Annotated in this window: 13 protein-coding genes; 5 read left to right on the plus strand and 8 right to left on the minus strand. The window is 59.8% G+C overall.

What is annotated here, in order from left to right; genetic code table 11:
- Positions 1-228: 228 nt before the first annotated feature.
- Entirely contained in the window at positions 229-1,053 is an 825-nt protein-coding gene (gene blaOXA, locus ACI3K0_RS07960; RefSeq protein ID WP_404945227.1) for a class D beta-lactamase, read from the plus strand.
- Positions 1,054-1,097: 44 nt separating this feature from the next.
- On the opposite strand, the gene ACI3K0_RS07965 is transcribed toward blaOXA, so the two are convergent.
- The 3 genes from ACI3K0_RS07965 to ACI3K0_RS07975 form a co-directional block, all read right to left on the minus strand.
- Positions 1,098-1,811 (minus strand): DNA helicase, encoded by a 714-nt coding sequence (locus tag ACI3K0_RS07965; RefSeq protein ID WP_183822556.1) that lies wholly within the window; start codon positions 1,809-1,811, stop codon positions 1,098-1,100.
- 157 nt (positions 1,812-1,968) lie between these two features.
- On the minus strand, positions 1,969-2,172 hold the full coding sequence (locus ACI3K0_RS07970) for a hypothetical protein (protein ID WP_183822555.1): 204 nt from the start codon (positions 2,170-2,172) through the stop codon (positions 1,969-1,971).
- Positions 2,173-2,310: 138 nt separating this feature from the next.
- The gene (locus ACI3K0_RS07975) at positions 2,311-3,099 is read right to left on the minus strand and encodes an SDR family oxidoreductase (RefSeq protein WP_183822553.1); all 789 of its coding nucleotides are present in this window, start codon (positions 3,097-3,099) and stop codon (positions 2,311-2,313) included.
- 399 nt (positions 3,100-3,498) lie between these two features.
- Here ACI3K0_RS07975 and ACI3K0_RS07980 point away from each other — a divergent pair, with 399 nt between their 5' ends.
- The 3 genes from ACI3K0_RS07980 (at position 3,499) to ACI3K0_RS07990 (ending at position 6,874) form a co-directional block, all read left to right on the plus strand.
- The gene (locus tag ACI3K0_RS07980; protein WP_183822551.1) at positions 3,499-5,163 is read left to right on the plus strand and encodes an electron transfer flavoprotein-ubiquinone oxidoreductase; all 1,665 of its coding nucleotides are present in this window, start codon (positions 3,499-3,501) and stop codon (positions 5,161-5,163) included.
- Between the two features lie 330 nt (positions 5,164-5,493).
- Positions 5,494-6,150 carry a pentapeptide repeat-containing protein gene (locus ACI3K0_RS07985; protein ID WP_394353642.1) on the plus strand — a complete coding sequence of 219 codons (657 nt, stop codon included), beginning with the start codon at positions 5,494-5,496 and terminating at the stop codon, positions 6,148-6,150.
- Between the two features lie 112 nt (positions 6,151-6,262).
- Complete coding sequence (locus ACI3K0_RS07990; RefSeq protein WP_148145509.1) at positions 6,263-6,874, plus strand: L,D-transpeptidase; 612 nt, start codon at positions 6,263-6,265, stop codon at positions 6,872-6,874.
- Positions 6,875-6,932: 58 nt separating this feature from the next.
- Here ACI3K0_RS07990 and ACI3K0_RS07995 read toward each other — a convergent pair whose 3' ends face one another.
- From ACI3K0_RS07995 to ACI3K0_RS08005, 3 genes are all read right to left on the minus strand, one after another.
- Positions 6,933-7,358: a DoxX family protein gene (locus tag ACI3K0_RS07995; RefSeq protein ID WP_183685004.1), complete on the minus strand. Its 426-nt coding sequence runs from the start codon at positions 7,356-7,358 to the stop codon at positions 6,933-6,935.
- Between the two features lie 92 nt (positions 7,359-7,450).
- Positions 7,451-8,467, minus strand: a complete 1,017-nt coding sequence (locus ACI3K0_RS08000; protein ID WP_183822547.1) for a zinc-binding alcohol dehydrogenase family protein — start codon at positions 8,465-8,467, stop codon at positions 7,451-7,453.
- 113 nt (positions 8,468-8,580) lie between these two features.
- Positions 8,581-9,804 (minus strand): MFS transporter, encoded by a 1,224-nt coding sequence (locus ACI3K0_RS08005; protein WP_183822545.1) that lies wholly within the window; start codon positions 9,802-9,804, stop codon positions 8,581-8,583.
- A 265-nt stretch (positions 9,805-10,069) separates the two neighbouring features.
- On the opposite strand from ACI3K0_RS08005, the gene ACI3K0_RS08010 reads away from it, so the two are divergent.
- On the plus strand, positions 10,070-11,008 hold the full coding sequence (locus ACI3K0_RS08010; RefSeq protein ID WP_404945228.1) for a diacylglycerol/lipid kinase family protein: 939 nt from the start codon (positions 10,070-10,072) through the stop codon (positions 11,006-11,008).
- 6 nt (positions 11,009-11,014) lie between these two features.
- Here ACI3K0_RS08010 and ACI3K0_RS08015 read toward each other — a convergent pair whose 3' ends face one another.
- On the minus strand, positions 11,015-13,363 hold the full coding sequence (locus tag ACI3K0_RS08015; RefSeq protein ID WP_183822540.1) for a mechanosensitive ion channel family protein: 2,349 nt from the start codon (positions 13,361-13,363) through the stop codon (positions 11,015-11,017).
- Positions 13,364-13,474: 111 nt separating this feature from the next.
- Positions 13,475-14,221 carry a GGDEF domain-containing protein gene (locus tag ACI3K0_RS08020; RefSeq protein ID WP_183822538.1) on the minus strand — a complete coding sequence of 249 codons (747 nt, stop codon included), beginning with the start codon at positions 14,219-14,221 and terminating at the stop codon, positions 13,475-13,477.
- Positions 14,222-14,378: the final 157 nt, after the last annotated feature.

Raw genomic sequence — 14,378 nt, forward strand, 5'->3', positions numbered from 1 at the left:
ATTCTCCGCTGTTAACGAATGCGGAGCGGCCTCTAGCAGCTGCGGATTGAAGCGGGGTCAACGCGCGAATGATAAATAAAATCAATATTTAAGCATCTGAAAATATGATTGAATGATAGATTTCTCATGTTGGTGAAATCATGGCCCGGATGTCCATGCCGCCATGTTTTGGCCGGGTCGCTCATGTCTATCGCAAGGCCCTTGTCGAACGTATGGAGTTGATCTGCCTTGACCCCTGGAAAACTCTCCTTTCTCGCTCTTTTCGGTGCGGCCGTTATTGCCGTTGCGGCTCCCGCCCGGGCCGCTGAGCCAGTGCGCTGCACCGTCATTCTCGACGTCGACACCGGTATGGCAATCCACCGGGAGGGCGGATGTGATAGCCCCTTCTTTCCGCAATCGACCTTCAAGCTGCCGCTGGCGATGATGGGCTACGACAAGGGTATTCTTGTGGATGACCATAATCCCCGCTGGGAATACCAGGCGAAGTTCAAGCGCTCTGAGCGCGAGCAGAAGACGACCGACCCGACGATATGGGAGAAGGACTCGATCGTCTGGTATTCGCAGGAAATCACCCGCCGTCTCGGAAAGGAGGCCTTCGCCGATTACGTCCGCCGGTTCGACTACGGCAATTGGGACGTTAATGGCGGGCCGGGCGGCACCGACGGGCTGACGGAATCCTGGCTCAGTTCCTCGCTGAAGATATCGCCCGACCAGCAGGTGGGTTTTCTGCGGCGTTTCATCACCGGCAAGCTGCCGATTTCGGCAAAGGCAGTGACCATGACACAGGCAATCGTGCCGACTTTTGAGGCCGGTGACGGCTGGACGGTTCATGGCAAGACCGGCGCAGGCTCTCTTCGAAACGCCAATGGCAAGCTGGACGGCAGCCGCCCGCTCGGCTGGTTCGTCGGCTGGGCCGAGAAGGGCGACAAGAAGGTCGTCTTCGCCCGCATGCTGGCGGACAACAAGCGGCATCCCGACAAGCCGATCAGCTTCACTGTTCGTGACGGCCTGATTTCCGACCTGCCGAAGCTGGCTTCCGGCCGGCCGAATTGAAATCAGATGCGAGCCGGGCGTATCGACCCGGCTCGCATATTCTCTCAGGCGTTTGCCTGAAAACGCACGCCGCTTTCGTTGAGGAAGCAGGTCTTGTCGAATGCTGCCAGATCCACCGGATTGGCAAGTCGCACATCGTCGAGCGTCGGAAACGGCTTGTCTTTCGGATCATAGCTGCGGCTGATCTGCGATACGAAAACGATGATCAGGCCTTTCGATCTCGCGAAGGATTGCAGCGCCGAAATCTGCTGGTCGAGCGGTGGGGTCGAACGTTGCTGATCCAGCAATTGCAGATAGTCGACCACGATCAATGTGCCGGGGGCGGCATCCTCCGTGGCCTTGATGATGTAATCGGCGCAGACCCCGTCGGAGCAATCCGAAACGAAACGGTCGCCATAGCGGGAAAGCTCTGTTCCCAGCCGTAAGAGCCGCTCGGCGATCTGCGCTTGCGTATATTCCAGCGTGAAGAAGAAGGCGCGGCTGCCGCCCTTCATCGCCTCAAGCGCCAGTTCCAGCGCCATCAGCGTCTTGCCAAGTCCCGGCCTTGCGCCGATCAACACCAGATCGCCATGCTTCAGTTGTTGATATAGTTCACTGGCTGGAGACGCGGCGGCGTGGCGCGCCGCAAGCAAGCTCCAGCTTTTGCAGCCTTCGGTGCGTGCGATACGGTCGAGCGCGGCATTGAGAGGGATGGATTGTTGGCGCGACAGGGCCTTGGCCTTACGCTTCAGGTGATATATGGGGGCCGAAAGTTTCATCGACGAAAACCTCCTGATGCGAGCAATATTCGCAATCCCTCCTTTTGCTTCTGCCCGGACAGTCGGTTGAAATCGCCAGTGCCCGGCATGAAATCTGCTTTCCCGATCGGAGGGGGAGGCGCGGGCCGCGCCGGAATCAGATGATAGCCGAAGCCCGTCAAATCCGGAAGCGGCGTGATGCCCAGACGATCAGCACGCCTATGACGGTTGCCAGCAAGCCCCAGAAGATCCAGGGCGTCTGGTTTATCATGAAGCTGGAGCGCGGGTAGGGAAACACGCCCGTGCCCTGACCGATCCAGACAAGCCCGATGATGCCGACGAGAAAACCGAAAATACCGGCGATAAGCCTGATTAAATGCATTGCCGCTCTCTCATGTCGTTGAGGTCACGAGGAAGATAAGACGAATGCCGCTGCCATCAATGCCGGATGGTTGCCGCGGATGCGGCAAACCGATCCCCGCAAATGAAAGGACCCGGCTGTTCACCGGGCCTGATATTGTCAGAGCGACTTTGCCGCGCCGCCGTCGACGCGCAGCATCGTGCCGGTAATGTAGCTTGCCGGTTCCGAGCAGAGGAAGGCGCCGGCGGCACCGAATTCTGCGACCGTGCCGAGGCGACCGGCCGGAATGGTCTTCACCGAAGCTTCGCGGACTTCTTCCATGCTCTTGCCGAGCCGCTTGGCATTGGCGCCATCCAGTTCCTCGATACGGTCCGTCAGGATACGGCCCGGAAGCAGCATGTTGGCGGTCACGCCGGAGCCGGCGACTTCGGTTGCAAGCGTCTTGCTCCAGCCGACCAGCGCTCCGCGCAGCGTGTTGGACAGTGCCAGGTTGGGGATCGGTTCGAGGACGCCGGAAGAGGCGACGGTCAGGATGCGGCCCCAGCCTTGTTCCTTCATCTGCGGCAGGAGCGCGTTGGTTAGCGAAATCACCCTTAGCACCATCGACTGGAAGAAGCTGTCGAGCTTGTCGGCGCTCATGTCCTGCGTGCCGCCGGGCGTCGGGCCTCCGGTGTTGTTGACAAGAATATCGATGCCGCCGAGCTTTTGGCTAACCGCTTCAACCATGGCCTCGACGAAATTCTCGTCGGCGAGGTCGCCCCAGACCCAGTCAGCCTTGCCTTTTCCGGCGGCGTTGATCGTCTTGCAGTTTTCGGCAAGCTTGTCGCCCGAACGTCCCACCAGGAGAACATTGGCGCCTTCATTGGCGAGCGCCGTTGCGATCCCGAGGCCCAAACCGCGCGAAGAAGCGAGGACAAGCGCCCTTTTGCCCGAAATTCCCAGATCCATTCCGTTCTCCTGTGACGATGTTGTCTGTGCATGCGGTTATAATGGCCGCGGCTCACATTGGAAGCCTGATCCGGTCTTTGGATCGGCTCGATCAGGCGCAGACGAAGCGGGGCGGCGTTAGGACGCAATCATGCATGAGGCCTTGGCTTGTGGTGCGGTTTGACTTTACGGATATCCTGTTTCGAAGAGAACTTGCAGCTTGTCAGGTTGTATGACAACAAGAGCTTGGAGATTTGTGCGACATTTTGACGTTGACGTAAACGTTATTTGTCCTGCAGATAAGGGAGTGGGTCTTCGTGTCTGGTCAGCGGGTGTCGCATCTCGGCTCGACAACCATCCTGGCATTTGCCAAGGAATAGTTTGACAAAAGGGGATCCCGCCAAGGCGGAGGCATATGGAATGAGCGAAGAGATGGAACTTCCCGAACGGGAGATGATGGAATTCGACGTCGTGATTGTCGGTGCTGGCCCGGCCGGCCTGTCCGCTGCAATCCGGCTGAAGCAAATCAATCCCGACCTCACCGTGGTGGTGCTGGAAAAGGGCGCGGAAGTCGGCGCCCATATTCTCTCCGGCGCGGTGGTCGATCCGGTCGGCATCAATGCGCTCCTGCCTGGTTGGCAGGAGGAGGAGGGGCATCCGTTCAAGACCAAGGTCACCGACGACCAGTTTCTGTTCTTGGGGCCAGCCGGCTCCGTTCGACTGCCGAACTTCGCCATGCCGCCGCTGATGAACAATCACGGCAAGTACATCGTCTCGCTCGGCAATGTCTGTCGGTGGCTTGCGACCAAGGCGGAGGAACTCGGTGTCGAGATCTATCCGGGCTTTGCCGCAAGCGAAGTGCTTTATGACGATGCAGGCAACGTTATCGGCGTAGCGACCGGCGACATGGGCATCGAGAAGAACGGCGAGCCCGGCCCGAATTACACCCGCGGCATGGCGCTCTTGGGCAAATATACGCTGATCGGTGAAGGCGTGCGCGGCTCGCTTGCCAAGCAGCTGATCGAGAAGTTCGAGCTGTCGAAGGATCGTGACGTCCAGAAATTCGGCATCGGCATCAAGGAACTCTGGGAGGTCAAGCCCGAGAACCACAAGCAGGGTCTCGTCCAGCACTCCTTCGGCTGGCCGCTCGACATGAAGACCGGCGGTGGTTCCTTCCTCTATCACCTGGAAGACAATCTTGTTGCCGTCGGCTTCGTCCTGCACCTGAACTACAAGAACCCCTATCTCTTTCCCTTTGAGGAGTTCCAGCGGTTTAAGACTCATCCGGCAATCGCGCCTACCTTCGAGGGCGCCAAGCGCATTTCTTACGGCGCCCGTGCAATCACCGAGGGCGGTTACCAGTCGGTGCCGAAGCTTTCTTTCCCCGGTGGCGCGCTGATCGGCTGCTCGGCAGGCTTCGTCAACGTGCCGCGCATCAAGGGTTCGCATAATGCCGTTCTCTCCGGCATGCTCGCCGCCGACAAGATCGCGGCAGCAATTGCCGACGGCCGCGCCAATGACGAACCGGTCGAGATCGAAAACGAATGGCGTTCCGGCCCGATCGGCAAGGACCTGAAGCTGGTCCGCAACGTCAAGCCGCTCTGGTCGAAATTCGGCACCGTCATCGGCATCCCGCTCGGCGGGCTGGACATGTGGACCAACCAGCTGTTCGGCTTCTCTTTGTTCGGCACGCTGAAACACGGCAAGACCGACGCCCAGTCGCTCGAACCGGCGGCAAAGCACAAACCTATCGACTATCCCAAGCCGGATGGCGTGTTGACCTTCGACCGCCTGTCGTCCGTCTTTCTGTCCAACACAAATCACGAGGAGGATCAGCCGGTCCATCTCAAGGTGAAGGACATGGAGCTTCAGAAGCGCTCCGAGCATGACATCTATGCCGGTCCGTCTACGCGTTACTGTCCGGCAGGCGTCTACGAGTGGCGCGAGCAGAATGGCGAGGAGGTTTATGTGATCAACGCGCAGAACTGCGTCCATTGCAAGACCTGCGATATCAAGGACCCCAACCAGAATATCAACTGGGTGCCGCCGCAGGGCGGCGAGGGACCGGTCTATCCGAACATGTGATCTTCGGTCCGGTTGCGAGAATGTCTCGTGCAACATCAATGATGAACGGCAGCTTTTAAGTTGCCGTTTTTCAATTTCATCCGCCGGATATTATCCGGGGCTGAAAAGGTCTTGGTAACGCTGAGTTCATTCTTATATCTGATCACATCTGGCTGATTGCCTATCTCTTTCGTGTCGCGTGAAAGAAGAATAGGTATGGTTCAGGATAAGAAATCGGCTTCGTTCGCGCCAACAGGTCAGCATGTGATGAGCAACAGAGATATCGTCTTCGGCGTCGCCTCCGTCATCGGGGCCATCAGGCGTATTTTTATCTTCGCCGCGATTGCGATCATGCCGGCATTCTTCTTTGCGGGTGAAGCGGCCGCGGTCGATTGCCGTGCCTATCCGACGCCGGGTGTTGACTGGAGCAACTGCAAGAAGCGGCTGCTGATGCTGGACAACAGCAATTTCGAGGGAGCCAATCTCTCCGGCGTTGATTTCAGCATGACCGATCTCAGCCGTACGAACATCAAGAATGCGAATTTCAGCAAGGCCATGCTGGTGCGTGCCTCGCTCGCCGGTTCGGATGCGAGAGATGCCAATTTCGAGCGCGCGGAAGGCTATCGCAGCAATCTCTCCGGCATTTCTGCTGCCGGTGCGACGTTCGTGTCGGCCGAAATGCAGCGATCGAATTTTTCCGATGCCGACCTGACCAATGTCGACTTCACCAAGGCCGAGCTCGGTCGCGCGATCTTTTACAAGGCAAAGCTGGCGAACACTCGTTTTGCGCTGGTCAATCTTTCTCGCGCAACCTTCCATAATGTCGACATGAGCGGGCCGGTTGATTTCAATAACGCGTTCCTTTTCCTGACCCGGATCGAAGGTGTTGATCTGTCCAAGGCGACGGGCCTCGAGCAGGACCAGATTGCGCTGGCTTGCGGCGACGACAGGACGAAATTGCCGGAGGGACTGAAGATGCCGCCCTCATGGCCCTGCGAAGACGAGTGACATCAAACACGATTGTTACCAGCCGAGGCTTCGGCGACACACGTCATTAGCGAAGCATTAACCATAACGTCCTTAGCTTGCGTCATCTTTTCGACGCATCAAGGACACGATCATGCCGATTTCACGCCGCGGCCTTCTGGCTGGCTTGCCGCTTTTGCTGGCCGGTTGCGCTTCGACCTATAACGAGCAGCAAAATTACGCTGCCGTGCCGGAAGAAGAGTTCCCCCTTCACCGCGTGCCGATCGACAAGATCAAGCCGGAACTGCGCCGCCAGCAGGTTGCCTTCTCCGGCAACTATGCCCCCGGCACCGTTGTGGTCGATACCCCTGCACGCCGCGCCTATTACGTCCTCGGCGGCGGTCAGGCGATCCGTTACGGCGTCGGCGTCGGCCGCGCTGGCATGGCGCTTTCCGGCAATGCCTATGTCGGTCGCAAGGCCGAATGGCCGTCCTGGACCCCGACGCCCGCCATGCAGCGCCGCGAGGAACGTTATCGCAAGCTCGCCGGCGGCCTGCCGGGCGGCCCGAACAACCCGCTCGGCGCCCGCGCCATGTATCTGTACCGAAACGGCAACGACACGATGTTCCGCCTGCACGGCACCAACCAGCCGGAATCGATCGGCCACGCCATGTCGAGCGGCTGCATCCGCATGATGAACCACGACGTGATCGATCTCTACAACCGCGTTCAGGTTGGCGCGAAGGTCGTCGTCATCCAGGCCTGAACCCGGAGGCTCAAATTCAGTCAGGCCCGTTGCGTCCATCGCGGCGGGCTTTTACATTTCAGGTCCGCGCTTTCCAGGCGACCACCATCAGCGCGCCGATCACCGTGATATGCTCCATCACCACATAGAATTCGATCGTCTTGAACGGCTCCTCCATCGTCCAGAAGTGATGCACGAGCGGTATCGTCAAGGCGGTGAAAACTGCCAGAGCGCCTGCGCCGAGCCAGGTCCAGCGATTGAGGATGATCAGGATCGAGCCGCCGAGCTGGGTGACGATCGTCGCGATGTTGAAGGCGACCGCCGGTTCCAGCCCGAAATGCGCCATCTCGGCGACGCCGGCATTGAAGTCGATCAGCTTGGAAAGCCCACTTGCCCAGAACATGAAGGTCAGGATGGTGCGCGCCAGATAACCGAACCAGGTGGAGCCGGTCAGAGCGCTGATCGGGTTCGGATTGCCATATGATGATGTCTGAGATGTCGCCATGATGTCCCCCCATAGGCTTAAGGGGACAATCATAGCGAGAAATTTGCGCTTTGGTAAGTATAGGAAGAGTTCGGACAGAGCTGGCTGCGTTGTCAGAATCCCGAGAGAACCAGCTTGCCGCGGGTTTTGCCACTTTCGATCAAGGCATGTGCCGCCTTCAGGTTGGTCGCATTGATCGGACCTAGGACGTCAGACAGCGTCGTCTTGATCTTCCCGGCATCGACCAGTTCCGCGACCTGCGTCAAAAGCTTGTGCTGCTCGATCATGTCTGCCGTCTGGAAGACCGGCCGGGCGAACATCGTTTCCCAATGGATCGAAAGCGCCTTGCGCTTGAACTGGCGCACGTCGACAGGCTCTTTCGGATCGTCGATCAGGCCGAGACGACCCTGCGGGGCGATGAGTTCCAGAATATCGCCGATATGCTGCGAGGTTTCCGTGATCGAAAAGACAAAGGCCGGTGCACCGATCGCCAGTTCTGCGATCTGCCGGGCAAGCGGCTTGGAATGGTCGAGCACATGATGCGCGCCGAGCTGTCTGATCCAGTCCTGCGTCTCGGGTCGTGAGCCGGTGGCGATCACTGTGACGTCTGAAAGCTCGCGCAGAAGCTGGATGGCGATCGAGCCGACACCGCCAGCGCCGCCGATCAGAAGGACGGCGTTCCAGGCGCTTGCCACCTTGTCCTGCACCCGCATCCGGTGAAACAGCGTCTCATAGGCGGTGATTGCGGTCAGCGGCAGCGCGGCGGCCTGTTCGAAGCTCAGCGTCTTCGGCTTAGGCCCGACGATCCGTTCATCTACCAGATGGAACTCGGCATTGGTGCCCTGGCGGTTTATCGCGCCGGCATAATAGACCTCGTCGCCCGGTTTGAAGAGTTTGACATCCGGGCCGACCGCCTTGACCACACCGGCCGCGTCATAGCCCAGTACCTTGTACTGGCCGGGTTCGAGAACCGCATTTTTGCGGGTTTTCGTGTCGACGGGATTGACCGAAATCGCTCTGATCTCGACCAGCAGGTCACGCCCCTTGGCCTCCGGCATCGGCAGGTCGATGTCGACCAGAGCTGTTTCGGACGAAATCGGCTGGTTCTGGTTGAAACCCACGGCGCGCATCGATCATCTCCCTTGCTGTATCGAGGACTAGAGATGGCGCGGACTTGGGCGTGGCGCAAGGAGCGATGGGCCGCACTCGGTACGGCCCCTATCAAATCCTGTGGTGGCAGATCTCAGGCGTGACCGGTCTTGCGTTCGAGCCAGATCGAGACGGAGAATACGCCGAGCCCGAGCAGCGAGAACAATACGCCGACATAACCGGTTGCCGCAAAACCCCAGCCCCAGGAGATCACGAGACCACCGAGGGCCGCACCGAGTGCATTGGCGATGTTGAAGGCCGAGTGGTTGGAGGCAGCGGCGAGCGTCTGCGCATCGGCGGCCACATCCATAAGGCGTGTCTGCAGTGCAGGCGCGGGTGCAAAACCGCAGCCAACAAGGAAGACGGTGATATAGAGCACGATCGGATATTGCGCGAAATTGGCGAAGATCAGCATGACGATGATGTAGAACACCATTGAACCGCCGATCGTACCCTTCAGCGAGATATCGGCGAGCCGTGAGCCGACGATATTGCCGACATTCATGCCGATGCCGAACAGCGCCAGCACTACGGCAACCATGCTCGCCGACAGGCCGGCCGTCTCGGTCGTCGTCGAGGCGATGTAGCTGAACACCGAGAACATGCCGCCAAAGCCGACGGCTGCGACGCCGAGCGTCAGCCACACCTGCGGTTTGGCGAATGCGCTGAGTTCGCGCAGGATGCTCGCACCTTCCTGCACCTTATCCTTCGGCTTGAAATACCAGACCAGCGCGACCGTCAGGGCGCCGATGCCGCCGACCAGATAGAAAGCGGCGCGCCAGGAAAGAAGCTGGCCCATGAACGTGGCAAGCGGCGTGCCTAGGAGCGTCGCGATGGTGAGGCCCAGCATGACCCGGCCGACGGCGCGTGCGCGCTTGTTCGGCGGCACCATCGACGCTGCCACCAGCGAAGCGACGCCAAAATAGGCGCCGTGCGGCAGGCCGGTCAGGAAGCGCAGGAAGGTAAAGCTCCAGAAGTCGGGCGCCATGGCGGACAGGATATTGCCCGCCGCAAATACGCCCATCAGCCAGAGCAGCAACGTGCGGCGCGGCACCCGTGCCGAAAGCACCGCGATGATCGGCGCACCGACGACGACGCCCAGCGCATAGGCGCTGATGACATAGCCTGCCATCGGAATGCTGACATCGAAGGTCTTCGCCACGTCCGGCAACAGCCCCATGATGACGAATTCGCCGGTACCGATGCCGAAGCCACCCACTGCAAGGGCGAAGGTTATAAGCAGCACCGCGAGGGGAGAAAGGGTCTGATGGCTGGATGCAGCGCGTGCGGCATCCATGGAATGTACGCTGTCGGTCATGATGTCGGATCGTCTTGAAGAATGGGACAGGCAGGAACCGTCCCGCCCGATTGGCCGTTGCGGCCGCAAATCCGCCCGCGGATATCAGCTTACCATGTCATTGTGCAGTGCGGTAGATGAACATTGTATTTCGTCAAATTTTCACATGCGATCGACATATCTTCTGCTCATCTATCAACGCGGCGCTCTTGATAAGACCGCGTCCCGCAACCATTTCCTGATCCACCCGTTGTCTCGCCGCCTCAAATTTCAAACCGGATAGTTCATGAACCTTTATGCAGTGTTCAACCGCGATGGCGGCACCTTCCGAACCACCGACATGGACGCCTATTGCGCCCATGCCCTGCGGGCGTTCGAAGGAGCGGGGCATGAGATCGAGTGCCATGTCGTGTCCGGCGACAAGGTTGTCGAGACGATGGAGAAGGCCGCAGCCTTGAACGGAGTTGACGGCCTGATCGCCGGCGGCGGTGATGGCACCATTTCCGCCGCATCCTCGATCGCCTGGAAGAGCGGCATCGCGCTCGGCATCGTGCCGGCCGGCACCATGAACCTGTTTGCCCGTTCGCTGAAGATCCCGCTGGATATCTGGGATGCCATCGATGTTCTCTCCCATTCGGATGTGCGCAATGTCGATATCGCCAGCGCCAATGGCAGGAGCTTTGTCCACCAGTTCTCCGCCGGGCTGCATGCCCGCATGGTGCGCTACCGCAACTCGATGAGCTATGCCTCTCGTCTGGGAAAAATCCGCGCCAGCGCCCGTGCCGCGATCGGTGTGATGCTGAACCCGCCGGAATTCGAGGTCGAGTTCAATGCCGAGGGCAAGACTGGTGTGCGCCGGGTTTCGGCGATCTCGGTATCGAATAATGAATTCGGCAGCGACGCGCTGATGTATGCCGATGATGTCACCCGCGGCCATCTTGGGTTCTACATTGCCGATCCGCTGACGCCTGCCGGTGTCGCAAAGCTCACGCTCGATATCCTGCGCGGCCGGCTGAAAGACAATGAAGCGGTGACGGCGATGACCGTGACCGAGCTGGAACTGCATTTCCCCCGCCACCGCAAGGATGTCCGCTGCGTCATCGATGGCGAACTCCTGCCGATGGATCGCGATATCCTGCTCAAGATCCATGCCGGCGAGTTGAAGGTCCTCGTCGACCATATCCCGCAGAAGGAAGTCGCCGAACAGCAGGGCAGCGGCATCTGATAGGACTCATGCAGACGATGCGACCGGTGCCAGCGGCTGAAGCATGGTCGCAGCCGCCGCATCGTCATGCATCTCACCGCGTGATTTCACCGTAACGGCATTGGACGCAAATTCCAGCCCCGCAGCCTTGCAGGCGGAAATCAGCCGCTTGATCGCCTCGCGCTTGATAATGCTCGGATTGCCCGGCAGCGAGGTGAACTTGAAGCGCACCACGATCGACGTTTCGGTAATGTCCTGAATGCCCTGCATCTTCAGGGGGACTAGGAAATCCGCTCCGAATTCGGGATCGTCCAGCATGGCGATGCCGACCTTCTTGGCTGTCTTGCGGATCAGTTCGGGATCGCTCTCCCGCTCGAACTTCAGCTGGAATTTGATCGTGCCCCAGTCACGGCTGTAATTGCTGACAGAGCTGATCTGGCCGAAGGGCACTGTATGGATCGGCCCGTTATGGTGGCGCAGCCTGACCGAGCGGATGGCGATCTGTTCCACCGTGCCCTGCTGGCTGCCGGTGCTGATATATTCGCCAATGCGGAATGCGTCCTCGGCGATGAAGAAGATGCCAGACACGATATCCTTTACCAGTGCCTGCGAGCCGAAGGAGAGCGCCAGGCCCAGCACGCCGAAGCCTGCAAGAAGCGGCGCCACATTGACCCCGAGAGCGCTCAATATGACCAGCGCACCGACGGCAAGCACCGCTCCGAGCGCCAGATTGCGCACGACGGGCATCGCCGTCGAGAGCCTGCTGGTCTGGCGCTTCTCGTTCTGGTCCTCATGTCCCGGCAGCATGATGGCCGGCGAAGGGGCAAGCGCTTCCGAATAGTGCCAGATGAAACTCGCCACAGCCCAGCTTGCCACGATCGCAAAGCTCAGTCTTTCGAGCCAGAGAATCCAGCCCGTCGCGTCCGCCGCCTGTCCGCCCATGAACGGCGACCATATGGCGGTGATCAGATGCAACCCGCCGATCCACACGGCACCCGCGCAGAGCACCCTGAGGCTTGCGAGAAGTGAAGAACCAAGACCAGCACCTCGCACCCGCTCATGGTGCCGCGTAAAATCATCGACCAGCGCATGTGCGCCGAGTGCAAGGATCGGCAGTGCCAGCAGGGCCATCTGCGTCGTGCCGGCGGCGAAGATCCAGCGGGCGCTGTTCGGCGTTCCGGCAAACAGCACACAGATCAGCCACAGCGCCAGCGCCGTCACGACGTAAAATTCCGGCAGAAGATTTCCGGCAACCCGGCGTACAATGCCTGGATTGTCGCTGATGAAGGCGTCGCGAATATCGTTGCGCCCACCGATGAACCAGTAGAGCTTCAACAGTGTCAGCAGCGTATTGCCGGTCAGGAACCAGCCGTCGATAATCAGGCTGTCTATCCCGATAGCGCCTGCAAGCCTTGCCATTTCGGCAATCGCCGCGCTGATCAGGCCGTAGGTCACCAATATGCGGAAATGCCATTCCGGCCTGTTGATCGGCACCAGGCTGCGCCCGCCGTGGTTTTTCTTGAACAGCAGCCGCGCAAGCGAGACATAGAGCGACGCCACGATAATGGCCGTCACGATGCTCCTCACCATGCGGGTCGTTGCTTCCCCTTGCGGTCCGAGCAGATCAAACACAAAGCGTGTGGCGACAAGGAAAAACGCCACCGAGGCGAGATCCCCGATCATTCGCCTCAGGCTTTGACCGATGATCCCGGTCATTCGTCCGCCCTGCGGCACTTCCCGCGTGAATGCAGCCGCAATCAGCCGCCGCAGAATGAGTGTCGCGGTGGCCGCGGCTGCGATCGTCGAGAGCGCAAGAAGCAGGACCCGGCCATGGCTGCTGCCTTCCTCGGTCAGCTTCTCGTCTGCCATCACCATCGCCGTGGGCAGGCTGCCGACGCCGGAGAGAGCTGTCGTCGCGCCGCGCATGAAGGCGGCGGAAAACTGGCTCCACTTCGCCATACCCATGTCTGTCGCCATCATTTCGGGCGTCGGTGTCATGGGGGCAGGCGCGGGTGCTGGTGCGGCTGCGGCAGGTGCCAGTGCCGCAGGTGGCGAAGATGCGGGTGCCTGGGATACAGCTTGGGTGGATGTGACTTGCGAGAATGTCGCGGGCGTTGTGCCGGTATTGCCTGCTACCGCTGCCGGAATAGGTATCGCAGTCCCGGGTGAAACCGTCGTCGCCTGTCCGACCTCGATCGCCACAGGCCTGCCGCTTCGTGCCGCGAAATCGAGGATCTGCTCGACATCGGCATCGCTCTGGCCGGGATGGACGATGATCTTCAGTGGCGCGTCATCCGCCATGGCAGAACCGCCAAGGGCGATCGTCACGACGATGGCGGCGAATGTGGTGCGGAGGAATGCGAATATCATGTCCATGGCCAACGTCCTCAACGACGCTGTCGCCTTCCGTACAGACCGGTGCGACAATCCGTACCTGCGATTTATATCAGCAAGATGGCCCGGCGCGAATGGGGACTTTTGCGAAGCCTATATCGACGCGACAGCCTGGTTTCGCCCGCGTGACTTTGCCTGGTAGAGATACTCGTCGGCCCCTTTCAGGCAATCGTCCGGATCGAATCCGGGGCTGCACATCAGCGCTCCGATACTGGCCGAGAGCGGAATACGGGCGCCGGATGAGGAGCGCAGGTCGATCGCCTGTATCGCCTGCCGGACATCCTCGCAGCGCCGTGCCAGCGCCTTCGACGTCAGCCCCACCTGGAAAAGCGCGAATTCCTCCCCGCCCAGCCGGCCGGAAATGTCGTGCTGTTCCATCCGGTGGGCAGCCAGCAGCTTGCCCGTCAGGCGCAGTGCCTCGTCGCCGGTGGCGTGCCCGTACCGGTCGTTGATCGACTTGAAGTGGTCGAGATCGAGAAACATCAGTCCGCCCGTCACTCCCTGCCGGCTGAGGGAGGCCAACTCATCGAGAAATGACGTGCGGTTGAGCAGGCCGGTCAACCCGTCATGGCGAGCAAGCTGCTTTAAGTCTTCATAGGCGACTGCGAGCTTTTCCAGAGCCTCCGTCGTCTCCGCCTTGGCGCGCCTGATCCGGTCGGACTGCCACAGATGCAGGATCGAGGCGGGAATGGAGATCACGAAGGGGCAGACGATCGTCATGATCAGTCCGGCGCCGGCCACCTGCCCACCGAGATGCGGCACGATCGCAAAAGACAGCCCAAGCGAGGCAAGCGTCGCCAATATTCCGATCAGTATCGATTTCACTAGAATAACGCGCATGCGCCGCCCTCAAACCAATCAAATATGGTGATGTGATTAGAGGTCTGAATTTTAACGAGGGCTGAATGAAACGATTAAAGACTGGTCGTATTCTTGCTGTTTGTCAGGATGGGCGAGCAATAATAGGTATATGCGCAAAGACTAACGCTGCCTTGTG

It is taken from the genome of Rhizobium sp. ZW T2_16 (genome assembly GCF_044987325.1).
Lineage (GTDB): Bacteria > Pseudomonadota > Alphaproteobacteria > Rhizobiales > Rhizobiaceae > Neorhizobium > Neorhizobium cellulosilyticum.

What these genes read in the sequence shown, in the direction of transcription:
- ACI3K0_RS07965 (WP_183822556.1), bottom strand. Translation starts at nt 1,811, where the DNA reads ATGAAACTTTCGGCCCCCATATATCACCTGAAGCGTAAGGCCAAGGCC.
- ACI3K0_RS07970 (WP_183822555.1), bottom strand. Translation starts at nt 2,172, where the DNA reads ATGCATTTAATCAGGCTTATCGCCGGTATTTTCGGTTTTCTCGTCGGC.
- ACI3K0_RS07975 (WP_183822553.1), bottom strand. Translation starts at nt 3,099, where the DNA reads ATGGATCTGGGAATTTCGGGCAAAAGGGCGCTTGTCCTCGCTTCTTCG.
- ACI3K0_RS07980 (WP_183822551.1), top strand. Translation starts at nt 3,499, where the DNA reads ATGAGCGAAGAGATGGAACTTCCCGAACGGGAGATGATGGAATTCGAC.
- ACI3K0_RS07985 (WP_394353642.1), top strand. Translation starts at nt 5,494, where the DNA reads ATGCCGGCATTCTTCTTTGCGGGTGAAGCGGCCGCGGTCGATTGCCGT.
- ACI3K0_RS07990 (WP_148145509.1), top strand. Translation starts at nt 6,263, where the DNA reads ATGCCGATTTCACGCCGCGGCCTTCTGGCTGGCTTGCCGCTTTTGCTG.
- ACI3K0_RS07995 (WP_183685004.1), bottom strand. Translation starts at nt 7,358, where the DNA reads ATGGCGACATCTCAGACATCATCATATGGCAATCCGAACCCGATCAGC.
- ACI3K0_RS08000 (WP_183822547.1), bottom strand. Translation starts at nt 8,467, where the DNA reads ATGCGCGCCGTGGGTTTCAACCAGAACCAGCCGATTTCGTCCGAAACA.
- ACI3K0_RS08005 (WP_183822545.1), bottom strand. Translation starts at nt 9,804, where the DNA reads ATGACCGACAGCGTACATTCCATGGATGCCGCACGCGCTGCATCCAGC.
- ACI3K0_RS08010 (WP_404945228.1), top strand. Translation starts at nt 10,070, where the DNA reads ATGAACCTTTATGCAGTGTTCAACCGCGATGGCGGCACCTTCCGAACC.
- ACI3K0_RS08015 (WP_183822540.1), bottom strand. Translation starts at nt 13,363, where the DNA reads ATGGACATGATATTCGCATTCCTCCGCACCACATTCGCCGCCATCGTC.
- ACI3K0_RS08020 (WP_183822538.1), bottom strand. Translation starts at nt 14,221, where the DNA reads ATGCGCGTTATTCTAGTGAAATCGATACTGATCGGAATATTGGCGACG.